General features: G+C 69.1%; 20 protein-coding genes and 1 riboswitch. Of the genes, 7 read left to right on the forward strand and 13 right to left on the reverse strand.

The features are described from left to right. Nucleotides 1-3 precede the first annotated feature (3 nt). The 3 genes from BQ8420_RS05695 to BQ8420_RS05705 all read left to right on the forward strand — a co-directional run bounded on the left by BQ8420_RS05695 (nucleotide 4) and on the right by BQ8420_RS05705 (nucleotide 2689). On the forward strand, nucleotides 4-699 hold the full coding sequence (locus BQ8420_RS05695; protein WP_087096758.1) for a response regulator transcription factor: 696 nt from the start codon (nucleotides 4-6) through the stop codon (nucleotides 697-699). A 180-nt stretch (nucleotides 700-879) separates the two neighbouring features. Further along, nucleotides 880-2307, forward strand: coding sequence for a threonine/serine exporter ThrE family protein (locus BQ8420_RS05700; protein ID WP_235005949.1), 1428 nt, complete (start codon nucleotides 880-882; stop codon nucleotides 2305-2307). Nucleotides 2308-2500: 193 nt separating this feature from the next. Next, nucleotides 2501-2689: a DUF5999 family protein gene (locus tag BQ8420_RS05705; RefSeq protein WP_087096759.1), complete on the forward strand. Its 189-nt coding sequence runs from the start codon at nucleotides 2501-2503 to the stop codon at nucleotides 2687-2689. Between the two features lie 138 nt (nucleotides 2690-2827). On the opposite strand, the gene BQ8420_RS05710 is transcribed toward BQ8420_RS05705, so the two are convergent. From BQ8420_RS05710 to BQ8420_RS05770, 13 genes are all read right to left on the reverse strand, one after another. Continuing rightward, complete coding sequence (locus BQ8420_RS05710; protein WP_087096760.1) at nucleotides 2828-4072, reverse strand: tetratricopeptide repeat protein; 1245 nt, start codon at nucleotides 4070-4072, stop codon at nucleotides 2828-2830. Between the two features lie 214 nt (nucleotides 4073-4286). Continuing rightward, complete coding sequence (gcvP, locus tag BQ8420_RS05715) at nucleotides 4287-7184, reverse strand: aminomethyl-transferring glycine dehydrogenase (protein ID WP_087096777.1); 2898 nt, start codon at nucleotides 7182-7184, stop codon at nucleotides 4287-4289. Between the two features lie 96 nt (nucleotides 7185-7280). Next, nucleotides 7281-7373, reverse strand: a riboswitch (glycine riboswitch). A gap of 127 nt (nucleotides 7374-7500) precedes the next feature. Then, the gene (locus tag BQ8420_RS05720; RefSeq protein ID WP_087096761.1) at nucleotides 7501-7989 is read right to left on the reverse strand and encodes a MerR family transcriptional regulator; all 489 of its coding nucleotides are present in this window, start codon (nucleotides 7987-7989) and stop codon (nucleotides 7501-7503) included. Between the two features lie 468 nt (nucleotides 7990-8457). Beyond that, a complete protein-coding gene (locus BQ8420_RS05725) occupies nucleotides 8458-8931 on the reverse strand; it encodes a bifunctional nuclease family protein (RefSeq protein WP_087096762.1) in 474 nt (157 codons plus the stop codon). Nucleotides 8932-9101: 170 nt separating this feature from the next. Next, nucleotides 9102-9647 carry an FHA domain-containing protein gene (locus BQ8420_RS05730; RefSeq protein WP_087096763.1) on the reverse strand — a complete coding sequence of 182 codons (546 nt, stop codon included), beginning with the start codon at nucleotides 9645-9647 and terminating at the stop codon, nucleotides 9102-9104. A 606-nt stretch (nucleotides 9648-10253) separates the two neighbouring features. After that, on the reverse strand, nucleotides 10254-12758 hold the full coding sequence (locus tag BQ8420_RS05735) for a mannose-1-phosphate guanyltransferase (RefSeq protein WP_087096778.1): 2505 nt from the start codon (nucleotides 12756-12758) through the stop codon (nucleotides 10254-10256). 199 nt (nucleotides 12759-12957) lie between these two features. After that, on the reverse strand, nucleotides 12958-13713 hold the full coding sequence (locus BQ8420_RS05740; protein ID WP_087096764.1) for a CDP-alcohol phosphatidyltransferase family protein: 756 nt from the start codon (nucleotides 13711-13713) through the stop codon (nucleotides 12958-12960). Nucleotides 13714-13940: 227 nt separating this feature from the next. After that, nucleotides 13941-14276: a DUF2795 domain-containing protein gene (locus BQ8420_RS05745; RefSeq protein WP_087096765.1), complete on the reverse strand. Its 336-nt coding sequence runs from the start codon at nucleotides 14274-14276 to the stop codon at nucleotides 13941-13943. Nucleotides 14277-14409: 133 nt separating this feature from the next. Beyond that, nucleotides 14410-15804, reverse strand: coding sequence for an NAD(P)/FAD-dependent oxidoreductase (locus tag BQ8420_RS05750; protein ID WP_087096766.1), 1395 nt, complete (start codon nucleotides 15802-15804; stop codon nucleotides 14410-14412). Nucleotides 15805-16142: 338 nt separating this feature from the next. After that, a complete protein-coding gene (locus BQ8420_RS05755; protein WP_087096767.1) occupies nucleotides 16143-16997 on the reverse strand; it encodes a YsnF/AvaK domain-containing protein in 855 nt (284 codons plus the stop codon). A gap of 298 nt (nucleotides 16998-17295) precedes the next feature. Next, nucleotides 17296-18210 (reverse strand): carbohydrate ABC transporter permease, encoded by a 915-nt coding sequence (locus BQ8420_RS05760; protein WP_087096768.1) that lies wholly within the window; start codon nucleotides 18208-18210, stop codon nucleotides 17296-17298. Continuing rightward, a complete protein-coding gene (locus BQ8420_RS05765) occupies nucleotides 18207-19145 on the reverse strand; it encodes a carbohydrate ABC transporter permease (protein ID WP_087096769.1) in 939 nt (312 codons plus the stop codon). The genes BQ8420_RS05760 and BQ8420_RS05765 overlap by 4 nt, the downstream gene beginning before the upstream one ends. A gap of 120 nt (nucleotides 19146-19265) precedes the next feature. Next, nucleotides 19266-20567: an ABC transporter substrate-binding protein gene (locus tag BQ8420_RS05770; protein ID WP_200815815.1), complete on the reverse strand. Its 1302-nt coding sequence runs from the start codon at nucleotides 20565-20567 to the stop codon at nucleotides 19266-19268. Between the two features lie 437 nt (nucleotides 20568-21004). Between BQ8420_RS05770 and BQ8420_RS05775 the strand changes: the two genes are divergently transcribed. The 4 genes from BQ8420_RS05775 to BQ8420_RS05790 form a co-directional block, all read left to right on the forward strand. Beyond that, nucleotides 21005-22807: a glycoside hydrolase family 35 protein gene (locus tag BQ8420_RS05775; protein ID WP_087096771.1), complete on the forward strand. Its 1803-nt coding sequence runs from the start codon at nucleotides 21005-21007 to the stop codon at nucleotides 22805-22807. A 207-nt stretch (nucleotides 22808-23014) separates the two neighbouring features. Beyond that, complete coding sequence (locus tag BQ8420_RS05780) at nucleotides 23015-23899, forward strand: SIS domain-containing protein (RefSeq protein WP_087096772.1); 885 nt, start codon at nucleotides 23015-23017, stop codon at nucleotides 23897-23899. Between the two features lie 3 nt (nucleotides 23900-23902). Then, nucleotides 23903-24859, forward strand: coding sequence for an ROK family protein (locus BQ8420_RS05785; protein WP_087096773.1), 957 nt, complete (start codon nucleotides 23903-23905; stop codon nucleotides 24857-24859). Further along, nucleotides 24856-25185: PfkB family carbohydrate kinase (locus BQ8420_RS05790; protein WP_235005950.1), on the forward strand; the 330-nt coding region annotated here is incomplete at its 3' end. The genes BQ8420_RS05785 and BQ8420_RS05790, both read left to right, overlap by 4 nt.

The following is a 25185-nucleotide window of genomic DNA, read 5'->3' on the forward strand; positions in this document are numbered from 1 at the left end:
CCCGTGCCCGTCTCAGTCCTGTTGGTCGACGACCAACCTCTCGTCCGCGCCGGTTTCCGCATGATCCTGGAGTCCGTCCCCCATGTGTCCGTGGTGGGCGAGGCCTCCGACGGCCGCGAGGCCGCACGGGCCGTCCGCGGCCTGCTCCCCGACATCGTCCTCATGGACATCCGCATGCCCGGCGTCGACGGGATCCAGGCCACCCGCGAGATCGTCGAGTGGGCCCACGGCCTCGGACACCAGGTGCGTGTCCTGGCGCTGACCACCTTCGACCTGGACGAATACGCCGTGGAGGCGCTGCGCGCCGGCGCCTCCGGCTTCCTGCTCAAGGACGTGCCTCCCGGCGATCTGATCGCCGCGATCGACCTGGTCGTCGACGGTTCGTCCGTGGTCTCCCCCACCGTCCTGCGTCGCCTCCTGGATCGTTTCGTCCCCCTGCTGCCCGCCCCCGAGGCCGCGACCGAGCCCGACGCCGACCCCCTCACCACCCGCGAACACGAGGTGCTGGCGCTGGTCGCCCGCGGCTGGTCCAACTCCGAGATCGCCGGCCATCTCGTCCTGGGCGCGACCACCGTCAAGTCGCACGTGGGCAGCATCCTTACCAAGCTCGGGCTGCGCGACCGTGTCCAGGCCGTCGTGTACGCCTATGAGAACGGCCTGGTCACACCGGGGGAGAACCCATCGTCGGCCGCCGGATGACGGCGCGTCGACCGTAGAGCACGACGGCGCGCGTTGGCAGGATGGCCTGGGTGAGCGAACTCACCAGCGCCATCCGGACCGGAAAGGCGAACCCCGCCGTTGGGTACGACGTCCCCTTGGTGGCCATCGAAACAGGATCACCACCGGGTGCGGACGAAGAGGGGGAGACGGAGAAAAACCATGCCGAGCAAGCGGGGGCGGGCGGGGCCGCCGAGCGAGGAGATCATGCTCAGCCGGATGCGCGACTGGCGCGCCGAGCACGAGCGTGAACTGACCCCGGACCTTGACGACGACGAGGACGTCAACCTTCCCGACGCGAGGGCCATCAACCTGGTCCTGCGCGTGGGCGAACTGATGCTGGCCAGTGGGGAGAGCACCGAAGCGGTCAGCGAGGCCATGCTGAGCCTGTCGATCGCCTTCGACCTGCCCCGTTCGGAGGTGTCGGTCACCTTCACCACCATCTCCCTGTCCACCCACCCGGGCGGTGACAGTCCCCCGGTGACGGGCGAACGGGTGGTGCGCCGCCGCACCCTCGACTACTTCCGCGTCAACGAACTGCACACCCTGGTCCAACAGTCCGCCCTCGGGCTGTTGGAACTGGAGGACGCCGCCGGCCGCCTGGAACAGATCCGGCGGGCCCCCATGCCCTACCCGAACTGGTTGATCGCGGTGGGCTTCGGGCTCATCGCCTCCAGCGCCAGCCTCATGGTGGGCGGCGGTTTCATCGTGGCGACCGTGGCGTTCCTGGCCACCGTGCTGGGCGACCGCACCTCGGTGTTCCTCGCCAAGCGCGGTGTGGCGGAGTTCTACCAGATGGTCGCGGCGGCCACCGTGGCCGCCTCCATCGGCGTGGGTCTGCTGTGGGTGAGCACCACCATGGGCCTCGGTCTCCAAGCGGGCGCCATCATCACCGGTAACATCATGGCGCTGCTGCCCGGGCGCCCGTTGGTCTCCAGCCTCCAGGACGGCATCAGCGGTAGTTACGTCTCCGCGGCGGCACGCCTGCTGGAGACCTTCTTCACACTGGGGGCGATCGTCTCGGGTGTGGGCGCGGTGGCCTACACGGCGGTACGTCTGGGCGTGGACCTGAACCTGGAGAACCTGCCGTCGGCGGGCACCGCCCTGAACGTCGCGGTGTTGGTGGGCGCCGCCGGCATCGCGATGGCCTTCGCGATCTCGCTGGCGGTACCGCCTCGGATGCTGCCCAGCATCGGCGTCATGGGCGTGATGATCTGGGTGATCTACGCGGGGCTGCGGTCACTGGTGGACGTCCCCCCGGTGGTGGGCACCGTGGTGGGCGCGGTGGCCGTGGGCGTGGTCGGTCACTGGCTGGCCCGACGCACCCGCCGGCCGGTCCTGCCGTACCTGATCCCCTCGATCGCCCCACTGCTTCCGGGCAGCATCCTCTACCGGGGTCTGATGGAGATCACCCAGGGCACCGCCGTGGCGGGAATGCTCAGCCTCGCCGAGGCCATCACCGTGGGACTGGCGCTGGGTGCCGGGGTCAACCTTGGTGGCGAACTGGTGCGGGCCTTCCAGCACGGTGGTCTGGCGGGCGCGGGGATGCGCAGCCGTCCGGCGGCACGACGCACCCGCGGCGGTTACTGATCCCCTTCGGGCGTGTCCGGGTTCGGACACGCCCGAAGTCTTTCGGGGAGAACCGGCCGACCAGGGCGGGAGTCTCACCTGTGGAGAGCGAACAGAAACAGAGCGGCGTCCCTGTCGAGCTAAACCGACAACAGCATGTGACGTCAGCCACTACTGTTGGCCTCAACCGGCACACGACCGAAAGGGTCCATCCATGTGCAGCCACAAACCTTCCTGTCCCACCGCCGAGGACACCGACCACGAAGCGGCCCGGGTCGTCTCCAGCCACCCCGAACAGGGATGGAGTCTGCTCTGCAACGGTGTCGTCCTCTTCGACGACACCGGTGAGCTCCTCCCCGACGGGGCGGTCGTCGCTCCGCACCGTCCTCGCGTCGCCGCCTGAATCACCGATCGTCGACCCTTGACCGGCGCGCGTCGAGAACTTCCATCGACTCCCGCGGTCCTCATCGAACACCCGATCCCCTGACCTCTCCCGCCCGGGAACCGCGAAATCCCGGGCGGTGAGGTGTGCCCGAACGGGTCAGGAACCGTCCGGCCAGCCCTCGGGGAGCACGTCCTCCCCCATCGCCTCGGCGAGCCGCCGCCGGAAGTCCGCGTGCACGTCCTCCCCCCACACCAGCTCGCCGGGGGTGCGCAGGGCCTGCTCCATGGCGGCGCGCAGCGCGGCCGGACGCGACTCACCCTCCACCACCGGCACCGCCAACAGCGCGTGCATCTGGGTGACGACCGCGAAGAGCTCCCCCGCGAGCGCGGACGCGCTGGAGGTCGCCACCGCCTCCTCCAGGTACCCCTCCCACCAGGGCTCGGGCACCTCCTCGCCGTCCTCGCCCCTGGGCTGGGCGAAGGAGCGGCGCAGGCGCCACCGCACCTCCTCCGCGGTCTCACCGTCCCGGTTCTCCAACCCGGCACGCCAGACCCGGGCCGCCCCGTCCGGCTCGCCCCGCAACGCCAACAGCCCGGCGAGAAGCTCCACCGCCGCGCCCGAGGCCCCCGCTTCCGGGCGGCCACGCTCGTCGTCGGTGCCCGGGTCGGCGACCGCGGCGACGTCGGTGATGGCCCGCTCCAGGTAGGTGGCGGCGCGCAGCAGACGCAGCCCCGGATCGTCGCCCACGGCCAGGCCGCGTTCCACCGCGGCGGACGCCGCCTCCGCCTGTCCCCGGTCCAGCAGGCGCCCCGCCAGGTCCCGGGCGGCGTCCTGGACGGTGGTGGCGTGCAGGCGGCTCATCGGTTCGTCCTCGGGCGGCAGTTCCAGGGCGGCCTCCCAGTGTTCCTCCGCCTCGGTGTGCTCACCGCGCAGTTCGGCCTCCCGGGCCAGCCCGTAGCGGGCCACCGCGGTGTAGGCGGCCCCGCCCAACCCCAGCAGCCGTTCCCACACCCGCGCGGCCTCCCCGTGCGCGTCCTCCTGCTCCAAGGAGAGCGCCAGGTGGTAGGCGGCGCGGGGCGCGTAACGGGTGTCCCCGGTGGACAGCGCCCTACGAGCGGCCTCCCGCGCGGCGGCCAGGTCTCCGCGCTGGTCCTGGACCACGGCCAGCCCCAATAGGGCCCGCGCCTGCACCCTGGGGTGCGGGTTGGCGGCCACCGCCTGCCGATAGAGCTTCGCGGCCCGTTTCAGGTGCCCGTTCTCGGCGAGGTCACGGGCCTGGTCGCACAGGTCGGCGGCGTCTCCCCCGTCGGTTCCGGTGTCCTCGACGTCCTCGGGGTCGGTCGCCTGGGGCGGGGGGTCGGAAGGTCCAGGGCGTGCGGAAGGTCCGGACGTCGTGGTCATGATGTGAGGCTTTCCGTGGGGGCGAGGTGGCGCGGTGGGCGGCGCGGGTGTTCGGCTCGCCGTAACTCTAACCTGCCGGTCGATGTCGAGAGCGGCGTCCTGGTACCGGATGTCGCGTGTCGACCCATCCGAAGCGATGCCTTTACGACGTAGATTCTCAAAGGTGCGGAAAAGAGCGGGACGCCGACCGAAGCCGACACCCCGCTCACCTCGCTCAGAGCTCGAAGGCCTCCGGCGGCGGGCAGGAGCAGACCAGGTTGCGGTCACCGTAGGCCTGGTCGATCCGACCGACCGGCGGCCAGTACTTGTCCTGACGCAGCGACGGCAGCGGGTAGGCGGCCTCGGAACGCGTGTAGCCGCGGTCCCACTCGTCGGCGGTCAGCGCCTCCGCGGTGTGCGGAGCGCCGCGCAGCGGGTTGTCCTGCGCGTCCCACTCACCCTTGGCGACCTTGTCGATCTCGCCGCGGATGGCGATCATCGCCTGGATGAACCGCTCCAGCTCGGCGAGGTTCTCACTCTCGGTCGGCTCCACCATGAACGTGCCGTTGACCGGGAAGGACATGGTCGGCGCGTGGAAACCGTAGTCCATCAGCCGCTTGGCGACGTCCTCGTTGCTGATCCCGGTGGCCTTCTGCAACGGACGGATGTCGATGATGCACTCGTGCGCCACCAGGCCGCCCTCGCCGGTGTACAGGACCGGGTAGTACGCCTCCAGCCGCTTGGCGATGTAGTTCGCCGACAGCACCGCGGTCTCGGTGGCCGAACGCAGCCCCTGCTCCCCCATCATGCGCACGTACGCCCAGGAGATCGGCAGGATGCCCGCCGAACCGAACGGCGCCGCCGAGACGGGGCCGACCCCGGTGTGCGGACCCGCCTCGGGCTGGCCCGGGTGGTTGGGCAGGAAGCCCGACAGGTGCGAACGGACCGCGACCGGGCCCACGCCCGGGCCACCGCCACCGTGCGGGATGCAGAAGGTCTTGTGCAGGTTCAGGTGGCTGACGTCGGCGCCGAACTCGCCCGGCTTGGCCCAACCCACCAGGGCGTTCAGGTTCGCTCCGTCGACGTAGACCTGACCACCGGCCTCGTGCACCGATCGGCACACCTCGGTGATGGTGTCCTCGTACACGCCCGCGGTGGAGGGGTAGGTGACCATGATGGCCGCCAGGTCCTCACCGTGCTTGTCGGTCTTGGCGCGCAGGTCGTTCAGGTCGACGTTACCGTCGTCGTCACAGGCCACCACGGCCACCCGCATGCCGGCCATGACGGCGCTGGCCGCGTTGGTCCCGTGCGCCGAACTGGGGATCAGGCACACGTCCCGGTGGGCCTCCCCGCGCGAGCGGTGGTAGCCGCGGATGGCGAGCAGACCGGCGAGCTCACCCTGGGAACCGGCGTTGGGCTGAAGGGACACCGCGTCGTAGCCGGTGACCTCGGCCAGCCAGGCCTCCAGGTCGCGGATGATCGCCACGCTGCCGGCCGCCTGGTCCAGCGGGGCGAGCGGGTGCAGTCCGGCGAACTCGGGCCAGGTGATGGCCTCCATCTCGGCGGTGGCGTTGAGCTTCATGGTGCACGAGCCCAGCGGGATCATCGTGCGGTCCAGCGCCAGGTCGCGGTCGGCCAGACGGCGCATGTAACGCAGCAGCGAGGTCTCGCTGCGGTGGGTGTTGAAGACCTCGTGGGAGAGGTAGTCGACGCCGCGGGCCAGGTCCACGGGCAGCCGGTCGGCGGCTCCGTCCACGGCCACCGGGCCGCGATCGGCGCCGCGGTCGGCCTCCCCGAAGGCGGCCAGAACCTTGCCGAGGGTGTCCACGGTGGTGGTCTCGTCCACGCTCAGGCCGACCGTGCGCTGGTCGACGGCGAGCAGGTTGATCCCGGACTCCAGGGCCCGCTCCAGGACGCGGTCCGCGCTGGGCACGCGCACGCGCAGGGTGTCGAAGAAGTCCGTGTGGACGACCTCGAAGCCGCGCTGGGTGAGCGCGTCCGCCAGGGCCGCGGTACGGGTGTGCACCTGACGGGCGATGGCGCGCAGCCCGTCGGGGCCGTGGTAGACGGCGTACATGCCGGCCATGATGGCCAGCAGCACCTGGGCGGTGCAGATGTTGCTGGTGGCCTTCTCCCGACGGATGTGCTGCTCGCGGGTCTGCAGGGCCAGGCGGTAGGCGGGTCTGCCGACGTCGTCGACGGACACCCCGACCAGGCGACCGGGCAGCTGGCGACGCAGCTTCTCGCCCACGGACATGTAACCGGCGTGCGGGCCGCCGAAGCCGAGCGGCACACCGAAACGCTGGGTGGAGCCCACCGCGATGTCGGCGCCCAGCTCACCGGGGCTGCGCAGCAGGGTCAGCGCGAGGATGTCGGCGGCGACCACGGCGAGCGCACCGCGCTCATGGGCCTGCTCGACGAGCGCGCTCGGGTCGCGGACCGCGCCGCTGGAGGCCGGGTACTGCACCAGGACGCCGAAGGTCTCGCCCTCGGGCAGGCCCTGGGTCAGATCGGCGACGACCACCTCGATGCCCAGGGGCTCGGCACGGGTGCGCAGTACCTGGAGGGTCTGTGGGAAGACGTCGGCGTCGACGACGAAGACGTCGCTCTTGACCTTGGAGGCGCGTCGGGCCAGGGTCATGGCCTCGGCGGCGGCCGTGGCCTCGTCCAGCAGTGAGGCGCCGGTGATGGGCAGACCGGTCAGGTCCGAGACCGCGGTCTGGAAGTTGAGGAGGGCTTCGAGTCGGCCCTGGGAGATCTCCGGCTGGTAGGGCGTGTACGCGGTGTACCAGGCCGGGTTCTCCATGATGTTGCGCAGGATGACCGGCGGGGTGAGCGTGTCGTAGTAGCCCAGCCCGATGAGTGTGGTGTGGGGGCGGTTACGGCCGGCCAGGGCACGCAGCTCCGCCAGGGCTTCCGCCTCTCCCGCGGCCTCGGGCAGGGCCAGCGGGGCGCTGGCTCCGGGGCCGGTGAGGATGGACTCGGGTACGGCGGCGCTCATGAGCTCGGTCGTGGAACCGTAGCCCACGGTCTTGAGCATCTCCGCCGTTTCGGTGGGTGTGGGGCCGATGTGACGGTCGGCGAAGACCCGGGCCGGTGCTCCCGTGGTCGGAACGTTCGACGGGTCAGGCACGGAGACCTCCTGGTGACAGGGCCGATTCGATCGGCGGTGTTCCTCACGGTCTCCCCCTCTGTCACCGGGCACGACGGTGCCCGGCTTCAGAGCGGCCTCTTTCGCGCGGTCCATGGTGCCTGAGAGGTTACTGGGGAGTATTGCCCCGTCGGCGCCCCGTACTGGCGGGGTCTCTCCCGCGCGCTGTCAAAAGCCTGCTGACGCTCTGTACATGCATTCAAGCAGGGGAGAATGTCGGCTTTCGCCCCTGTTGTCATGACGACGGTACTCGATCGGGCCCCGAGGCGGCGAGCCAGGGCACACCTTCGAACCGGGCTCAGCCGGTGCGGCGTTCGCGTCGACGTCGGGCCAGTTCGTCGACGGGCTGGGGGTCGGGGGCGGGAAGATCCGAACGGGCCTCGGCCGGGACGACCCCCAGGGCCTCCTCCAGCTCACGGGCCACGTTCGCCAACGCCAACCCGAACATGCCCTGCCCCCGTTGCAGGAGGTCGACGACCTCATCGGGCGAGGTGCACTCGTAGACGCTCACCCCGTCACTCATCAGGGTGATGCGGGACAGCTCCCCGGCGGGACGGCCGCGCAGGTGATCGACGGCCGTACGGATCTGCTGCAGGGAGATCCCGGTGTCCAGGAGGCGCTTGGCCACCTTGAGCATCAGGATGTCCGGAAGACTGTACAGAGGCGCGTTTTCGGCTCCTGTGCGCACGCTCGGCTCCACCAGGCCGGTTCTGGCCCAGTAGTCGAGCTGTCGATAGGTGATCCCGGCGGCCGTACAAGCCGCTGGGCCCCGATACCCGACGTCCATAGGCAGCGCCATCACGTCCTCTTCGCACAGTAGGCCCTGCTGCCCCGCTAGCCGCAGCGCGGACCGCCTGTCATGGGGATCCCGCTTGCCGCTCGCTACCGCCACGCCGACCTCCGGCTTCTCGTCCCACGGCGGCATCGACAGGGGAAGGTCCACTCAAGGAATGGGCGCGCCGCGGGTTCCACAGCACTGACGGTAGGGCGGCGCCAAGGCAGCGTCAACGAGGCCGCCCGGCGCGTCGCCAAGTACGCGCGGTGACGGCTCCGACCCACCGACACGCCCCGCCCCCCAAGGGGACCGGGCTATTTCGGTTGTGGTCTCCGCATCCATTCCCTCATCCCAATCTACCACTGACCCCGATGATGAAGTCGCAGGTCACAGCCGTGTCCTTGACCATGACGGCCGGCGGCACGGCTCGTGCAAGCAAGAGGGGCCCACGCCGTGCGCGGGCCCCGCCCTTGCGTTCTCTCAGGTGCTGCGTCGACCGAAGTCCTCGGGCGAGATGTTGTCCAGGAACTCCCGGAACGCCTCGACCTGGTCCTCCTGCTCGTCCGGTATCGGCATCCCCGCTTCGTCGATCACGTCTTCGTGCGCGTAGATCGGGGTGCCGGTCCGCAGAGCCAGGGCGATGGAGTCCGAGGGGCGTGCACTGACCTCGGCACCATTACTGAAGACCAGTTCGGCGTAGAAGATGCCATCGCTGAGCCCGGTGATCCGCACCGTCTCCAGGCCGGTCTCCAAGGCGTCGAGCACGTCCCGGAACAGGTCGTGCGTGAGAGGTCGGGCGGGCGCGACCCCTTGTTGGGCCAAGGCGATGGCTGTGGCCTCCACTCCACCGATCCAGATCGGCAGGTAGCGGTCACCCTCGGATTCCTTGAGCAGGACAATCGGTTGGTTCGAGGGCATCTCAACCCGGACGCCGACGACCTCCATGTGCTTCACAGCGTCTCCGTCCCACGAGTCGTCATGCCGGCTGGGCACTCGTCCCTGCTCCCCCGTTGGATCAGGACCCGAGGGCGAAATCGGCACCCTTCGTTACAAAGCTCTCCGGAGGTGGGGGGCCGCAAACCTCTTCGGCCCTCCCACCCCCGTCGACCGTGGTCACCGACCCATCATCGGCGAGGCTTGGTCAACAGCACCATCCGGAACTTACCGATCTGGATCTCGTCCCCGCCGCCCAGCTCGGCCTCGTCCACCGGTTCCCGGTTGACGTAGGTGCCGTTGAGACTACCGACGTCACGAACCCCGAACCCGTTGCCCCTGCGGAAGAACTCCACATGGCGCCGGGAGACGGTGACGTCGTCGAGAAAGATGTCGCTGTTGGGGTGGCGCCCGGCGGTGGTCACGTCGCTGTCCAGCAGGAAACGACTACCGGCGTTGGGGCCACGTCGGACCACGAGTAGTGCGGTGCCCGGAGGCAACGCGTCGGCACTGGCGGGATCGTCGCCGCCGAGATCCTCGCCCGCCTCCTCATCCTCCAGAGCCTGTATTCCGGAGATGGAGATGGTCGAAGTGACGTCTCCCCCAGCGGATTCCCCGCCCGTGTTGGACGGCGGGCTCTGCTGGTCGGCCCTGCGGACGGGGGTTCCACAGTGGGAGCAGAAACGGGCATCATCCGCAACGGCGTGACCGCACTGCGTGCAGTAAACGCTCGACATAGGTCGGCTCGGCCTCCTACCGCACGGGGCGGTGCTTGATTCGGCTGATCGGTGGCGTGTTCCGGCCGCCGGACGGACACTGTGCCCGCCCATCGCCCGGAACACGGTGGGGCGTCCCGCCGTCGCGGCAGCGGTTCGTCCCACACGGTCGGTCGCTAGGTCTCATCCCCATGTTCTGCCCCTTGTCACCCCCGACGGGTGTCCGCCGTTGCCGGGATCCCCGGTGTCGGTGGTGACGAGATGCTTCAGGGAACACTCGACTTTAAACCATATCCCTGTCCAGACAGGGTTTCGCTCCCCCGCGACCCGCCGCGAGGCCCCGCGGTGGGCACAGCGGGACGGACTCGGTGAAATCGGCACCCGGGGCACCGCCACACCGGACCTCGGAAGAGATCAACGCCTGTTCAGAGGCAGATGCCGGTCCGGGGGGTTTGGTTCTGTTGAACGTGGAGTGGATTTTCGTGGACCTTCCGCACCTGGGCCGACCTGGCCTTCCCTCTGTTCTCCCGCCCGCCCCCTCCACCGGGAGGGCCCGTCCTCTCCCTCGACCGGCCGGCGCCCGTGGGCGTGGACGGCCTTCGCCGCCCACGCCCACGACCTGCCCGTTCAGCCTTCGGCACGTTCAACGACGGAGGCCCATTCGTCCAACAGGGCCTGCGCCCTATCCGAATCGGGACCTTCGGCCCAAAGATGGGTGACCGCTTCGGCCGTGTCGGGAAGGACCAAGGCCCAGCTTCCGTCCGACTCGATCACGCGGACGCCATCGGTGGTGTCCAGTTCCCGGTCCTGGGCGGCCTCCACGACCGCGCGCATGACGCTGCCCTTGACCGCCCACGGGGTGGGCACCGAACGGCGCAGCAGGTGCGCCTGAGGGATCGCCCGGTCGATCTCCACGATCGGGCGACGGGTCCGTGCCACCAGACCCAGCAGCCGCACGAACGCGGCGATGCCGTCACTGGTGGGACTGAACTCGGGAAGGACGAACCCGCCCCGGCCGTCGCCGGCGAAGATGATGGCGTCACCCTCGGCACGGACCGCCTTGGTGAGCTCGTGGGTGGCGGTGGCCGTCCAGTGCACCTCGACACCGTGGGCCCCGGCCACCCGCTCGGCCACCCTGGTGGTGGTCACCGGCAGCGCCACCTTGCCCGCACCGCGTTCGGCGGCCACCAGGTCCAGCACCACCAGCAACGCGCGGTCGTCGTCGATCAGCTCCCCGTTCTCGTCCACGATGGACAGTCGTTCGGCGACCGGGTCGAAACGCACACCGAAGTCCGCACCCGAACCCGACACCAACTCGCCCAGTCGTTCCAGGTCGCGCATCTTCTTGGCGACCGTGTCGGTGGGCGAGGCCTCGTCCAGGCGGTTGTTGACGGTGAGCACGTCCACACCGATCCGGCCCAGCAGTGAGGGCAGGATGAGCGAGCCCGTGCCGCCCGCGCAGTCCACGACCACCTTCAGCTCCGCCTCGGCCACCCCGGAGGTGTCCACGGACCGCAGGAGGTCGTGGGAGTAGTTCTCCACGTTGCGGGCGGCGAAGGTCAGCTCGCCGATCTCCCCGGGGAACGCGCGCCGGTACTCGGCTCGGGAGAAGACCCGGTCCAGCTTGCGCTGGGCACCCGGCGACAGGTCCGCTCCCTCACCGTCCAAGAAGATGATGTCCACCGACTCGGGGTCCCCCGGGCTGGTGCGCACGACGATGCCGCCGCTGACACCGCTCTGGGAGGTGTGGAAGCGCGCCACCGGCAACGGCACCACCTCCAGGTCGCGCACCTCGATGGCGGTCGCTGTGAGCGCGCTGATGATGGCCCTCTTGAGCGTGCGCGCCGCGCGCGAGACGTCTCGGGAGGTCGTGACCATCGCACCCTTCTTCAGGGTGGTGGCGTAGGCGTTGGCCAGACGGACCGCGAGCTCGGGGGTGATCTCGACGTTGATCAGCCCGGACACCCCGCGAGGACCGAACAGGGAGCGTTGGCCCCGTGACTCCCAGACGACGTTGCTGCTGACCACCGCGCCCGCCTCGATGGTCTTGAACGGGTAGACCTTGACGTCGTTGTGCACGTAGGCCTCGGACTCGATGACGCAGTCCTCGCCCACGACCGCGCCCTCCTCGATCCGCACGGCCGCCATGACGTCGGTGTTCTTGCCGATCACGGTGCCGCGCAGGTTGGCGCCGCGGCCGATGAACACGTTGTCGTGGAGCACGGTGCGGTGGGCGAAGGCCTCCGCGCGGACCACGGCGTTGCTGCCGACCACGGTGTACTCGCGCAGTTCCGCGCCGGCCTCGACCTTGGCGTAGTCGCCGATGAAGAGCGGCCCCTTGAGGACGGCCTCGGAGCTGACCTCGGAGCCCTCGCCGACCCACACGCCCGGGGAGACCTCGAAGCCGTCGATCTCGACTTCCACCTTGCCCGAGAGCACGTCGGCCTGGGCGCTCAGGTAGCTCTCGTGGGTGCCCACGTCCTCCCAGTAGCCCTCGGCGACGTAACCGTAAAGGGGTTCGCCCTCGGCCAGGAGTTCGGGGAACACGTCACCGGACCAGTCGACCACCTCGCCGGCGGCGACTCTTTCCAGGACCTCCGGTTCCATGATGTAGATGCCGGTGTTGACGGTGTCGGAGAAGACCTGACCCCAGGTGGGTTTCTCCAGGAAGCGCTGCACGCGGCCCTGTTCGTCGACGATGATGATGCCGAACTCCAGCGGGTTGGGCACCCGCTTCAGGGCGATGGTGACCTTGGCTCCGCGTTCGCGGTGGAAGCGGAGCATGTCGGTGAGGTCGATGTCGGTGAGCGCGTCACCGGAGATGACGATGAACGGCTCGCCGCGTAGGTGTTCCTCGGCGTTCTTGACGCTGCCCGCGGTCCCCAGGGGGACTTCCTCGGCGACGTAGTGGAGCTTCATGCCGAGCTCCTCGCCGTCACCGAAGTAGTTGCGAATGAGGGTGGCCAGGAACTGGACGGTGACGACCGTCTCGGTGAAGCCGTGTTTGCGCAGGAGGCGCAGGACGTGCTCCATGATGGGCTTGTTGACCACCGGCAGGAGCGGTTTGGGTTGGTTGGCGGTCATGGGGCGCAGGCGGGTGCCCTCGCCGCCCGCCATCACGACGGCCTTCATGGGGGGCGTGGTGGTGGGTTCCTCGTTGGGCGGGGTCATCGCCGACACCCCCGTACGGCCGGGCCGTGGGGGGCGGCGGGGGACGCGTGTTCTTCGAAGCACGCACCGTAGCGCGCGGTGGGACATGTTCTCATGGCGGAGACGACACTCCCTTTCGATCCGACAGGACTCAGGTGAGCCGGCCCGCCGGTGTCACGGATCAGGACCCGTTACCGCCCTGGTCCTGACGGCCCGGTCTCTCCGGACCCTCGGGCGCCGCGCCGGGTTTGCCGTCGACGGTCGCCGGTGCGGTCGGAGCGTCTCGATCCGTGAACCTGCCGTGCCCTTCGTCGCTGTCCGGGTCTCCCGTTCTCACATCCTCGTGATCAGCGCGTTCGGCGCGGCGGGACTGGTCCATCAGGCGTAGTCCCTGTACGGCGTAGAGCAATCCGGCCCACCAGTAAAGAGCCGTTCCCCACACGGCGAACGCCCAACCTACAATTCTGGCCACATCTCCCACAATGGAGGCGTATTCGGCCACGAACAGCAACGGGAAAGAGTAGAGCAGGCACAGTGTGGCCGCCTTTCCCGCGAAGTTCACCGGCAGCGGCCCGTAGCCGAAGTACCGCAGCAGCGGCAGGGCGCCGAGGATGAGGACGTCGCGCAGGACCAGGATGGCCATCAGCCACCACGGCACGACCCCTCGGATGACCAGGCCCAGCAGTGCCGCGAAGATGTAGAGCCGGTCGGCGGCCGGGTCGAGGAACTGGCCCAGTTTGGAGGCCTGGTTCCAGGCACGGGCGATCTTGCCGTCCAGCCAGTCGCTGATCCCGGCGAAGGCGAGCAGGAGCAGGGCCCACCAGTCGGCCTCGGGCCCCAGGATGAGCCACAGGAACAGCGGAACGCCCAACAACCGGAGCATGCTCAACAGGTTGGGAACCGTCCAGATGCGGTCAGTGACCACCGGGCCGGTCACACTGCCCCCCGCCTCGTGTCTGCCTTCTCGCGCGGATCGCCCCATGGCGACCACGATAACCGGCGGGACCGTCGTCTCCCGCCGCGACGCGTTCCGTCAAGGTCCCGTGACCCGACGGAACGAGCACCCGACAATCGTAGCCTGTACGGACTCATCTTCCGGTTCGGGCTCTTCTCCCGACGAACGCGTCACCAGGGGCGGCTGTGGGCCCCGCCGCCCCGGCCCGCTCAGGACTTGCGGTTCTCCCCGGTCTCCTCTTCGATCGGGTTCACCGGCCCGGTGTCCTTCATCGTCTCGGAAAGACCGGGTTTGGTGTGTTCCCGACGCTGCTGGGCCCGATCGGACTCCTTGCGCGCGTCCGTGTCGGACTCGTCCATGGGCACCGACCGCAGAACGTCGTCGGGTCGGTCGTAGTCGACCGGAGGCATCGCCCTCAGTGCCCTCATGATCTCGTCGTCGGCCCCCAGAGAAGCAGCCCGGTCCAGGATCCGTTCCTTGTCCGCGGGAAAGGGCACCTGGCCCAGAATCGTCTTCAGACCCTCGACACCGTGTTCGGTCCCCATCGTGGCTCCCCGTTTCCTGTTCGATGAATGACACCGTCGGCCCCACACACACGAATTCCCTGGTCAAAGGGGTGCGCGGCCCGTGAAATCGCACTACCCGCCCGTCACCGGGCACAACCTCCCGCCGAGGGGATCAGTCCAGGGCCAGGATGCGCGCGGCCTCCCGCAGTCCCGACAGCATCGCGCCGTGCACCGTGGCGCTGTGCTCGACGTCGGTGGCCTCCCCCGCGAAGAACACGCGTTCCCCGATCGGGTCGGCCAACGCGACACGGTCCTCGTCGCCGGAGCCGACCGCGTTGAAGGAGAACCCTCCGCGCGCGAAGGGGTCGTCCATCCAGTGCGTCAGGTAGTGGTCGATCGGGTCCGGCGCCTTCTTGAACATGCCGCGCAGCGACTCCATGGCGTGTTCGACCACCTCCCCGTCCTCCTTGTCGGCAAGGAAGCGCGCCGCGTTGCCACCGTTGCGGCAGACCAGCACCGGCACGCCGAACACGTTCTGCCCCGAGTACCAGTGGAACCAGGTGCCCTCCTCGGTCCCCAGGTGCACGATCACCTCGGCGTCGCCCCAGAACACCTCGTCGAAGCGCAGGAACAACTTCTCCAGACGACCGTTGCCCAAGCGCTCCAGCGACCCCTGTTTGGCCTCGGGCAGCGGCGGGTCGAACGCGACCTGGCCGGACCGCAACACACCCAGCGGCAGGGTGACCAGGACCCGGTCGGCGGTGAGGGTCTCCTCGCCGGCGGGGGTTTCCACCCGGACCCGAACCCCGTCGTCGTGGTGTTCGACCGAGAGCACGACGTGCTCGAACCGTACGTCCAGGCCCCGGGCCAGGTGGTCGGTGAGCTGTCCCATCCCCTCGGGGAAGACGACGTCGTCACCGCTGAACTCGTGGCCGGCGCCGACCGCCGTGAAGGCGATCTCCCCGGTGTCGGCGCCATGGTCGGCCTCGGCGATGCGGTGCACGATCTCCACGGCGTCGCGAGCGCGGGCCCGGACCAGGTTGACGTCGTAGAGGGCGTGATGGAGGCCCTGGTCCATGGACTCCTCCCGGCCCGCACTGACGGTCGCCCAGTACATGTGCTCGTGGAGGAGGTTGACGTCCTCCATGTTGCGGCGGTGTCGGTCGAAGAGGAGACGGCGTCCCTTGGGGTCGTAGGCGGTCTCGGTGGACCGGTTGAAGATGGCCGTGCGCGCGCCCGCCTCCCGCACCAGGTGGGAGAGCGGGTTGTTCTCCTCCCCCCGCATCCAGGAGGCGCCGGCATCCAGGGTCGCCCCGTCCCAGGTGTGCACGGAGTGGATCCGCCCGCCGGTACGGTCGCGGGCCTCCAGCACGGTGACCCGTTCCCCCTGGTCGGCGAGTCGATCGGCTGCCGCCAGCCCGGCCATACCCGCCCCGAGAACGATGGTGTGGCCGTGCCCGGGTTCGGGGGCGCGACCACGCGGTTCGGGCTCGGGGTCGAGCCTCGCGCCCTCCTCCTCGCCGGTGGCCTCGTCCCGGGTGTTCTCCCCGTTCACGTCCTCGGTCATCGAGTTCCCCCTACTCCTGTCGGCGGCCGACAAGTGCGAGCCTAAGCTCATGCCCGGCGCCGACCTGGTAGGACACCCCGTGGGGGCCCGGGTGGGGTCATCGAAGAAGCGGCGGTGGTCGACGCTCTCCATCGACCACCGCCCGCGAGGTGCTCCCCTCCCCGAGGCGGCGGGCCGCGAGGAGGGTCTGACCGCAGGGTGCCGTCCGTCCCCGACACCCCTCGATCAAGAAACCTAGTGCACAAGGCTTTCGGTTTCCTTTCGTCCCTCCGGTACCGGGCCCCACAGAACGGTGCGCCGGGCGCACGAAGGCACCCGGCGCACGACGATGGTTCCGGTCAGTCGGTGTCGGAGCGCGGCACGTCGCCCTCGCCCTCGAACTCGAACCGCTCCTTGCGGATCTCGCCCTCGACGTGCTCCTCGCGCGTGACGTCGCGCTTGCGGACGTGGACCTCCTCCACCGGCACGTTCTTCTTGGAGACCACCGGACGCTCCTCGTAGAGCGTGAAGATCTGCTCACCCTCCTCCAGGTCGCCATCGTCGGTCACCTGGGACGGGTCGGTGATCGGCCGATGCTCCACCTCCAACTCCTCGTGGTGCACCGGGACGGTCTCGTCGAAGCGCTCGGTGTCCACGTGACGGCGCATCCGCGCCTGTCCGCTCTCTCGGCGTTCGACGCCGATCTCCACCTGCTCCTCGTGCCGGATCATCGAGACTTCGTCGGCACCGGGGTCGACCGGACCACCGAGGCGTTCTCCCGAACGAGCACGGCCGACCATGGAGCCCGTGTCACCGCCCTCGGTCCAGGTGTTGGTCTCGTCGTCGGTGGACGACCGCCCGGTCATGTTGTCCGTATCTCCCCCGCTCTGGCGGGGCACCCCGCCGTGCTTGGCGAAGTAGTCGCGGACGATGGCCTCGTCCTCGGGGTCGACGTGACGGTCGGCCTCCACCTGCGGAGCGTCCTTGACCGTCGCCTTGTCGTAGGGGATCTCGATGTCCTCCGCCGTCGGTCGAGCTCCCTGGAGCGGCACCAGGGTCTCCTTCGTCCCGAAGAGCCCGGTGTGGACCGAGACCCAACTGGGCTCCCCTGTGCGGTCGTCCAGGAAGACCTGCTTGATCTTCCCGACGTTGTTGCCTTCGGGGTCGAGTACGTGATGCCCGATGAGGTTCTCCGGTACAAGTTCGCTGGTCACTGCGCAACCCCTTCCTGGTTCGCGGGAGGCGGGGCTGTTCGCCTTCCGTTCGCCCTCGCCCCCTACCCGCAGCGGGTGCCCCTACAAATGCTCCCACCAGGACTTATGCGAGATCCAACCGAATCCGTACCTGCCGTTGGCGCGGCCCGGGAATCATTGGCCCGCGCCCGAAGGTCCCTTGGCCCTCCCCGGACCGAAGAGCCCGCCTCCGGACGATTCCGGGGCGGGCTCTTGGACATGTTCGGCGCGAGCGGTCTTCAGGGTGACCGAGACGAGGCGACGCTCGTCGGGAGGACGATCAACCCTTGACCGCGCCGGCGGCCAGGCCCGAACGCCAGTACCGCTGGAGTGTGAAGAACAGGACGACGAGGGGGACGATCCCCAGGAGCGCGCCCAGCATGACCGCTCCCTTGTCCGGGGAGAAGTAGCTCATCATCCCGTAGAGGCCCAGGGTGACGGGCTTCAACTCGGGCGAGGAGACCATGAGCAGCGGCAGCAGGAAGTTGTTCCACGTGGCGACGAAGATGAAGAGGAAGATCGTCACCATCGCGGGCCCGAGGAGTCGGAGCACGATCGTGAAGAAGATCCGTGCTTCGCTCGCACCGTCGATGCGCGCCGCCTCGATGATCTCGGTCGGAACCGCGGTCTTGGCGAAGACGATGCCGAGGAACACACCGAAGGGCGAGGCCGCGGACGGGATGATGATCGCCCACATGGTGTTCGTGAGCCCGAGCGCGTCGAACTCGATGTAGAGCGGCACGGTCAGGAGCGCGACGGGGAGAAGGAGCCCGCCCATGATCGCGCCGACGAAGACCTTCTTCCCCGGGAACTCGAACTTCGCGATCCCGTATCCCGCCATCACCGCGAGGAGGGTGCCGAGCACCCCGGCCACCCCGGAGTACAGGACCGAGTTGGCGACCCAACGCCAGAACAGACCCTGGGTCCAGCGCATCAGGCTGTCGTAGTTCTGGTCGAGGTTGAAGTCGGCGAACCAGAGACCGAACGTCGACGCGAGGTCGGCGTTGTTCTTGGTCGAGGCGACGACCAGCCAGAACACCGGTAGGAGGAAGTACAGGCACGCCCCGACGAGGACCAGGACGCCCAGGGTGCGGGCGATCGGCGACGGCCCGATCGACGGCGGGGGAAACCCGGGTCCGGCCTTGCCCCGACGTGGACGAGGCTTCTTGGTAGTGGTGGTGGCGGACAAGGTCACTCGCCCTTCTGTCGTTGAGCGAACGCGTAGATCGCGGCGAGTGCGCCGGCGATGATCGCCATCAGAAGCGAGATGGCCGACGCCGGTCCGCTTCCGGAGGGTGTGACCTGTCCCATGAGGCTGTTGTAGGCCAGCATCATCGGGGTGTAGTCATTGCCCATCCACTGGTTGACGCTCTGCATGATGACGGGCTCGTTGAACAGTTGTACGGTCCCGATGATCGACAACAGGATCGCGAGCAGCGCGGCACCGCGCATGAGCGGGATCTTGATCCGGGTCGCGACCTGGAACCCCGTCGCCCCGTCCATGGCGGCCGCCTCGTACAGCTCCCGCGGAATCGCCTGGAGCGCCGCCAGGAAGATCAGCATGTTGTACCCGGTGAAGGTCCACGTCGTCATGTTCGCCATCGACAGGATGATGACGTTGGGCGCCATGAAATTCGTCCCGTCCGGAAGGTACTCCAGGAACGGTGACAGCTGCGGCGTGTACAGATACGCCCACATCATCGCCGCGATGACCCCGGGGACGGCGTAGGGGAGGAAGAACGCGAGGCGGAAGAAGGCGACCCTGCGCACGATGAAGGAGTCCAGGAGGAGGGCCAGGAAGAGGCCGCTTCCGATCATGAGCGGGATCTGGACCAACCCGAACAGAGCGACCCTGCCCATGCCCTTCCAGAAGGCGCCGTTCGTCGCGGCCGCGACGAGGTTGTCGAGCCCGACGAACTGGTCGACGAGTTCTCCCCCGCCGTACAGTCCTCCGCCCGAGGCCACCTGCGCGAAGAGCGCCGAACGAATCGAAACGATGATGGGGATGAGGAATACTACGACGAACAGAACAAGAAAGGGCAGCAGGAACAGGAAACCTGTGAGGCCTTTCCTTCCCGACCGTACGCTTCGGCGGGGACTCTTGTTCTTCGCCTCAAGAGTGAGTGGCATGGATTCTCTTTTCCGGGGCCGACCCGAGAAGAACGATGACCGTTCTTCTCGGGTCGACCTGATCGGTGTCGGGGGTGATCCGGGCCGGTCCGTCGGCCGGATCCGCGCACCGAACGGTTATCAGCTGTCGGCTACCGCGATACCGAGGTTGTCGAGCGCTTCGACGCTCGTCGACCGCGCGGTGTCGAAGATGTCCGACACCGGCACCGAGCCGTCACCGGCCTCCGCGGCCGTGCTGTTCATCGCCGAGAGCGAGGCGAACCCGGGCACGTACACGAAGTCGGGGCTGAGGGCGGCGTTCGCGATGTTCATCTCCTCGAAGACGTCCTGTCCGCCGAACTGTCGCGTCATCTTCTCCGGGGTCTCGGGCGCACCGGTGGCGGCGACGACGAGTCCCTGGGTGGCCAAGTCGTCGACCTGGGTGTTGAACCAGTCGTTGAAGGCCATGGCCTCCTCCGTGTACTCGCAATCCTTCATCACCGCTACGCCGGAACCACCGTCGGGGCCGGTCATGCCCGTTTCACCGAAGGCGGGAAGCTGCGCGACGCGCCACTGGCCCTCGGCGTCGGTTCCGTCGAGGGGGTCCAGGAGGAAGCCCGCCTCCCAGGCGGCTCCGACGTGGCCGATGAGGGAACCATCGGTCAGGGCCTGGGTGAATCCGTCGCCCCACCGGTCCTGGACCAGCACCTCGTCGTCGTCGATCAGCTCCTGCCAGAACGAGGCCACCACCTGGGTTCCCGCGCCACCGGTGTCGACGATCCACTCCTCGCCGTTGGGGGTGAACCAGTTGTCGCCGGCCGCGGCGGCCTGACCGGAGAGCCAGTACTGCGCCTCGTCGGGGGTGAACGCCGCGGCGTACTGCTCCTGGGCCGCGGCCGTCGCCGCGATCTCGCTCAGCTCGTCCATCGTGGTCGGCACCTCGACGCCGAGCTGCTCGAAGGCCGTCTCGTTGTAGTAGTAGACGAGGGGGCCGGTGTCCTGGGGCAGACCGACGACCGTGTTCCCGACGTTCATCAGGGAGTAGGCACCGGCGGAGTAGTTGTCCTTGTACCGGTCGGCCTCCGAGCGCACGTCCTGGAGCAGGCCCTTCACGTACAGGTCGGGCACCTCGCCGTAGCCCACCTGGGCCAGGCACGGCCCCGTGCCGGCGTTGACGTCGGTCTCCAGCTTCAGGGCCAGTTCACTGGCGTCACCGTCGAACTTGGTGGCCTCGACCTGGATGTCGGGGTGGTCCGCGTTCCACTTGGCCACGATGTCGGCCACCGGCGTCATGCCCTCTCCGTCGGGCAGACGGTGCAGGTAGTCGATGGTGACCGCGTCACCGTCGGAACCGTCTCCGGCACCGCACCCCGTGAGCAACAGGGCTCCCGAACCGAACACTGCGCAGGCCATGGCCATCTTGGACTGGGCGAATCTACCCACTACCCACACTCCTCGTGAAGTCGCTCTGCGGGACCATCGCCCACGCCGTCGCAACGGTGTCTTGTGAGATGAGAGATTACGATCGGGAACCCGCAATATCAATCATCATTAATCAACCTGTTACGGCTTTCGCTGACAGAGACAACCCCCCTACGGACTGTGACCGCCGTCTCAGCACGCACGCCGCGCGAGCGCGGGGCCGCCAGGGCCCTAGGGCCCCCTTCGGGCGTACTTCGGGGCTTTGGGCGGACGTGGGGCGGACGGCGACACTTTGAGCCGCACAGGTCGTCTTTGGTGAACTTTCCTGAACGAATCGGGGGAAAATCAAGCAAGAACGCTCATACTGTCCCGGTAGTCTCGGCCCGGAGCCTCGTCCGCGCCCCCAGCCCCCACCGCCCGCAGGACGTCGGGCCTTCACTTCCATCGCTAGGAGCCCCATGGCAAGCCACTCGTCCCCCGGCGCCGATCCGGCGGCGAACGCCCCGACCCTCACCTACCGTGATGGCGGGTTCCGGCGGAACGGTTCGCCCCATCAGATCTTCGCCGGGTCGATGCACTACTTCCGGGTGCACCCCGACCAGTGGCGGGACCGTCTACTGCGACTGGTCGACCTGGGGCTCAACACCGTCGACACCTACGTCGCGTGGAACTTCCACCAGCCGCGTCCAGACGAGGCACCGGACTTCACGGGGTGGCGGGACCTGCGACGCTTCCTCGAAACCGCGGCGGAGGTCGGCCTCGACGCGATCGTGCGGCCGGGCCCCTACATCTGCGCGGAGTGGACGAACGGGGGACTCCCGACCTGGCTGACGGCCGGGCACACCTCGCTGCGCACCGCCGACAGCCGCTTCCTCGAACCCGTGGCCACCTGGTTCGACGCTCTCCTGCCCCATGTCGCCGACCTCCAGGCCCGCCACGGAGGCCCCGTCGTCGCCGTACAGGTCGAGAACGAGTACGGCAGTTTCGGCGACGACCCCCACTACGTGCCGGCCATCCGTGACCTCCTCGTTCGCGGCGGCATCTCGGAGCTGCTCTACACGGCCGACGGCCCGACCGACCCCATGCTCGACACGGGAGCGGTCGACGGAGCCCTCATAGCGTTGAACTTCGGATCTCGCGCGGCGGACGCCCGGGCCGTGGGCCGGGAACGCCGCCCCGGGGAACCGTTCTTCTGCGCGGAGTTCTGGAACGGTTGGTTCGACCACTGGGGCCACCCCCACCACGTACGCGACGCCGCCGACGCCGCGGCGACCGTGGCCGACATCGTCGCGGACGGCGGCAGCGTGAGCCTCTACATGGCCCACGGCGGCACCAACTTCGGCACCTGGGCGGGCGCCAACGACGTGGACGGGGAGCTCCGGCCGACCGTGACCAGTTACGACTCGGACGCGGCGGTGGCCGAGGACGGGACCCTGACCGAGAAGTTCCACGAGATCCGCAAGGCGTTGGGGGCACCCGAGGCCGTGCGTTCGGAACCACCGGTGATGGTCACGCCCGTGACGGCGCCGGTGACGGCGGGTGCCGGGCTTCTGCCGGGCCTGAGGGAGCTGTGCGCCGCCCCGGTGGAGACGTACTCGACCGGAGCGTTCGAGGAGTTCGGTTTCGAGAGCCCCCTCGTCCGGTACGAGGCCGAGGTGCTCCTGCCCGCCTACGAGGTCGAGCTGTCGTTCCAGGAGGTCAGGGACCGCGCCCTGGTGTACGTGGACGACGTCTTCGTCGGCGCGGTCACCGCTTCGGGTTCGGTCACCGTGTCGGGGCACGGTGGACCGAGCCGGGTGATCCTGCTCGTGGAGGCTCTCGGCCAGATCAACTACGGACCACGGCTGGGCGAGCGCAAGGGCCTTGTCGGGCCCGTGCTCGTCGATGGCCGTCGGATGATCCAGCGATGGAGCGTCGCGGAGTTCCCCCTCGCGTCCTGGGAGCGCGACGCGGTCTCCTCGGGCTCCGATACCGACCCCTCCGGTGCCGGTTTCGCGTTCGCGACCGTCACCCTGACGGCCCCCGCCGATGCCCACCTGGCCCTTCCCGGGTTCGGGAAGGGGTTCGTGTGGGTCAACGACTTCCTCCTCGGTCGTTACTGGGAGGTCGGCCCCCAGCAGACCCTCTACGTGCCGGGTCCCCTGCTCCGCGCGGGTGAGAACCACATCGTGGTGCTCGAACTCGAACATCGCGGCGCGGAGGTCGAGCTGCGGGATCGTCCGGAGCTCGGCCCCACCGAGGAGTACGTCGAAACCCTGTGAGTCGCCGTTGAACGGCCCGGGCTCGGCGTCACGACCACCACCGCCCGTCCGTCCCGAGATCGCTCGGGACGGGCGGGCGTTTCGTTCACGCTCAGGGGCCGGACCGATCACAATCGAGATCCGACTGATTGATTTTGATCGTTTCTCTCTACTAAGATCATGCGAAGTCATCGATTGATGGCGTCGCGCTGTCGAGAGAGTGAGAACATGCCAGGCACCTTCGTCGATGTAGAGATCGCGTCCCAGCCCGACCTGTGGGAGCGTGCGTCCGCGCTCCTTCCGGAGGTCGAGAGTCGTCTTCCCCGCACCGGGGAACGCGTCGCCGTCGTCGGCTGCGGCACGAGTTGGTTCGTCGCCCAGAGCTACGCGACCCTGCGCGAAACACGGGGAGCGGGGGTCACCGACGCCTTCGTGGCCTCGGAGTTCCCCGCCGGGCGCCGCTACGACCGGGTCGTGGCGCTCTCCCGTTCCGGGACGACCACCGAGGTCATCGACCTGCTCCGTGCCCTGGACGGAGCACCGAGCCTGCTCGTCACCGGTGTCGAGGACTCCCCCGCCGGCGCCCTGGCGAGCGAAACGCTCGTTCTGGACTTCGCCGACGAAGAGTCCGTCGTGCAGACGCGCTTCGCGACGACGACGTTGGCGCTGCTACGCGCTCACCTCGGTGAGGACGTCGCCGCAGTGGCCGATCAGGGTCGACGCGCACTGGAGCTCGACCTGTCGGCGCTCCTGGACGCCGACCAGGTCACCTTCCTCGGTCGTGGCTGGAGCGTCGGCCTGGCCTCGGAGGCCGCGCTGAAGACCCGGGAGGCCGCCCGGTTCTGGGCCGAGGCCTACCCCGCCATGGACTACCGCCACGGTCCCTTCGCCATCGCCGAGCCTGGCCGGCTCGTGTGGGCGCTGGGCGAGGTTCCCGAAGGACTCGCGGAGGAGGTCGCCGGTACCGGAGCCACCTTCGTGCACCACGAACTCGACGCGATGGCGGGCCTGGTCGTCGCGCAGCGCTTCGCCGTGGCCCTCGCCAAGGGCCGAGGACTCGACCCCGACCGCCCCCGCTCCCTCACCCGCTCCGTCGTCCTCTCCGGAGACTGATCCATGCCCGAACAGGTCTCCCTCGGCGCGGGCGCCCCGGTGCTCGCCGCCGATGTGGGAGGGACGGTGACGAAGGTCAGCGTGGTGGACGAGACCGGCCGCGTCTCCCCGCCCGTGCGCGTCCCCACCCCCTCGGGCTCCACCGACACCCCGGCCGCGATCCTGAACACCATCTCCGACACGGCCCGGGGCCTGCCCGGCTCCGATCGGGTGCGGGCCGTCGGGGTGGCCCTTCCCGGCATCTTCGACGAGGACCGCGGGGTCGGGGTCTGGTCGGAGAACCTGGGTTGGCGCGACGTCGACTTCGGCTCTCTCGTCCAAGAGCACTTCCGGCTACCAGCCGCCTGCGCTCATGACGTCCGCGCGGCGGCGCTGGCCGAGCTACGTCTCGGAGCCGCCCACGGCCTGCGGGACGTCGCCGTCCTGACCGTGGGGACCGGAATCGCCGCGGCGCTCTTCGTCGACGGCCGGCCCCACGTCCGCGGTGGTTACGCGGGCGAGATCGGTCACGTCGTCATCGACCCGGCCGGGGAACCCTGCCCGTGCGGGAACCGCGGTTGCCTGGAGGCGACCGCGTCCGCGGCGGCGATCGCGCGCCGCTACGGCGAGGCCTCCGGCACCTCGGTCGCCGGGGCCCGGGACGTCCTCGAACGCTCCCGGTCCGGCGACCGGACGGCCTCGATCATCTGGTCGTCGGCCATCGACGCCCTCGCCTCGGGGATCGCGCACCTGAGCGCCGCGATGGCACCGCAGGCCATCGTCATCGGCGGTGGCCTCTCCGAGGCCGGCGAGGACCTGTTCGGCCCCCTCCAGGAAGGCGTGGACGCTCGGTTCCGGCTCCGCCCGACCCGACTGCTGCGAGCACGACTGGGCGAGGACGCCGGGGTGATCGGCGCCGCCGTCGTCGCCAGGGAGGGCGCTCCCTCCCATCGTGAACCCGCGGGAGGACCGCACCGATGATCATGACCATCACCCCCAACCCGGCGATCGACCTCACGATCACCACCCCGGAGTTCGACCCCGGCACCACCCGGGTGGTGCCCCCCGCGCGCCGGCGCGCGGGGGGCAAGGGCCTGAACGTGTCCCGTGTGCTCGCCCAGACCGGGTTCGCCACACGCGCCATCGCCCCGGTCGGCGCGAAGGACGCCGGCTGGTTCGCCGCCGACCTCGGCAACGGCCTCGGCGGCGACCTGGAGAGCGACTTCCTGCCCTGTGCGGGGGCCACGAGGTGCACCTACGCGATCGTCGAGTCGCGGACCGGGCGCACCTCGATGATCACGGAGACC

It is taken from the genome of Nocardiopsis sp. JB363 (genome assembly GCF_900143625.1).
Taxonomy (GTDB): domain Bacteria; phylum Actinomycetota; class Actinomycetes; order Streptosporangiales; family Streptosporangiaceae; genus Nocardiopsis.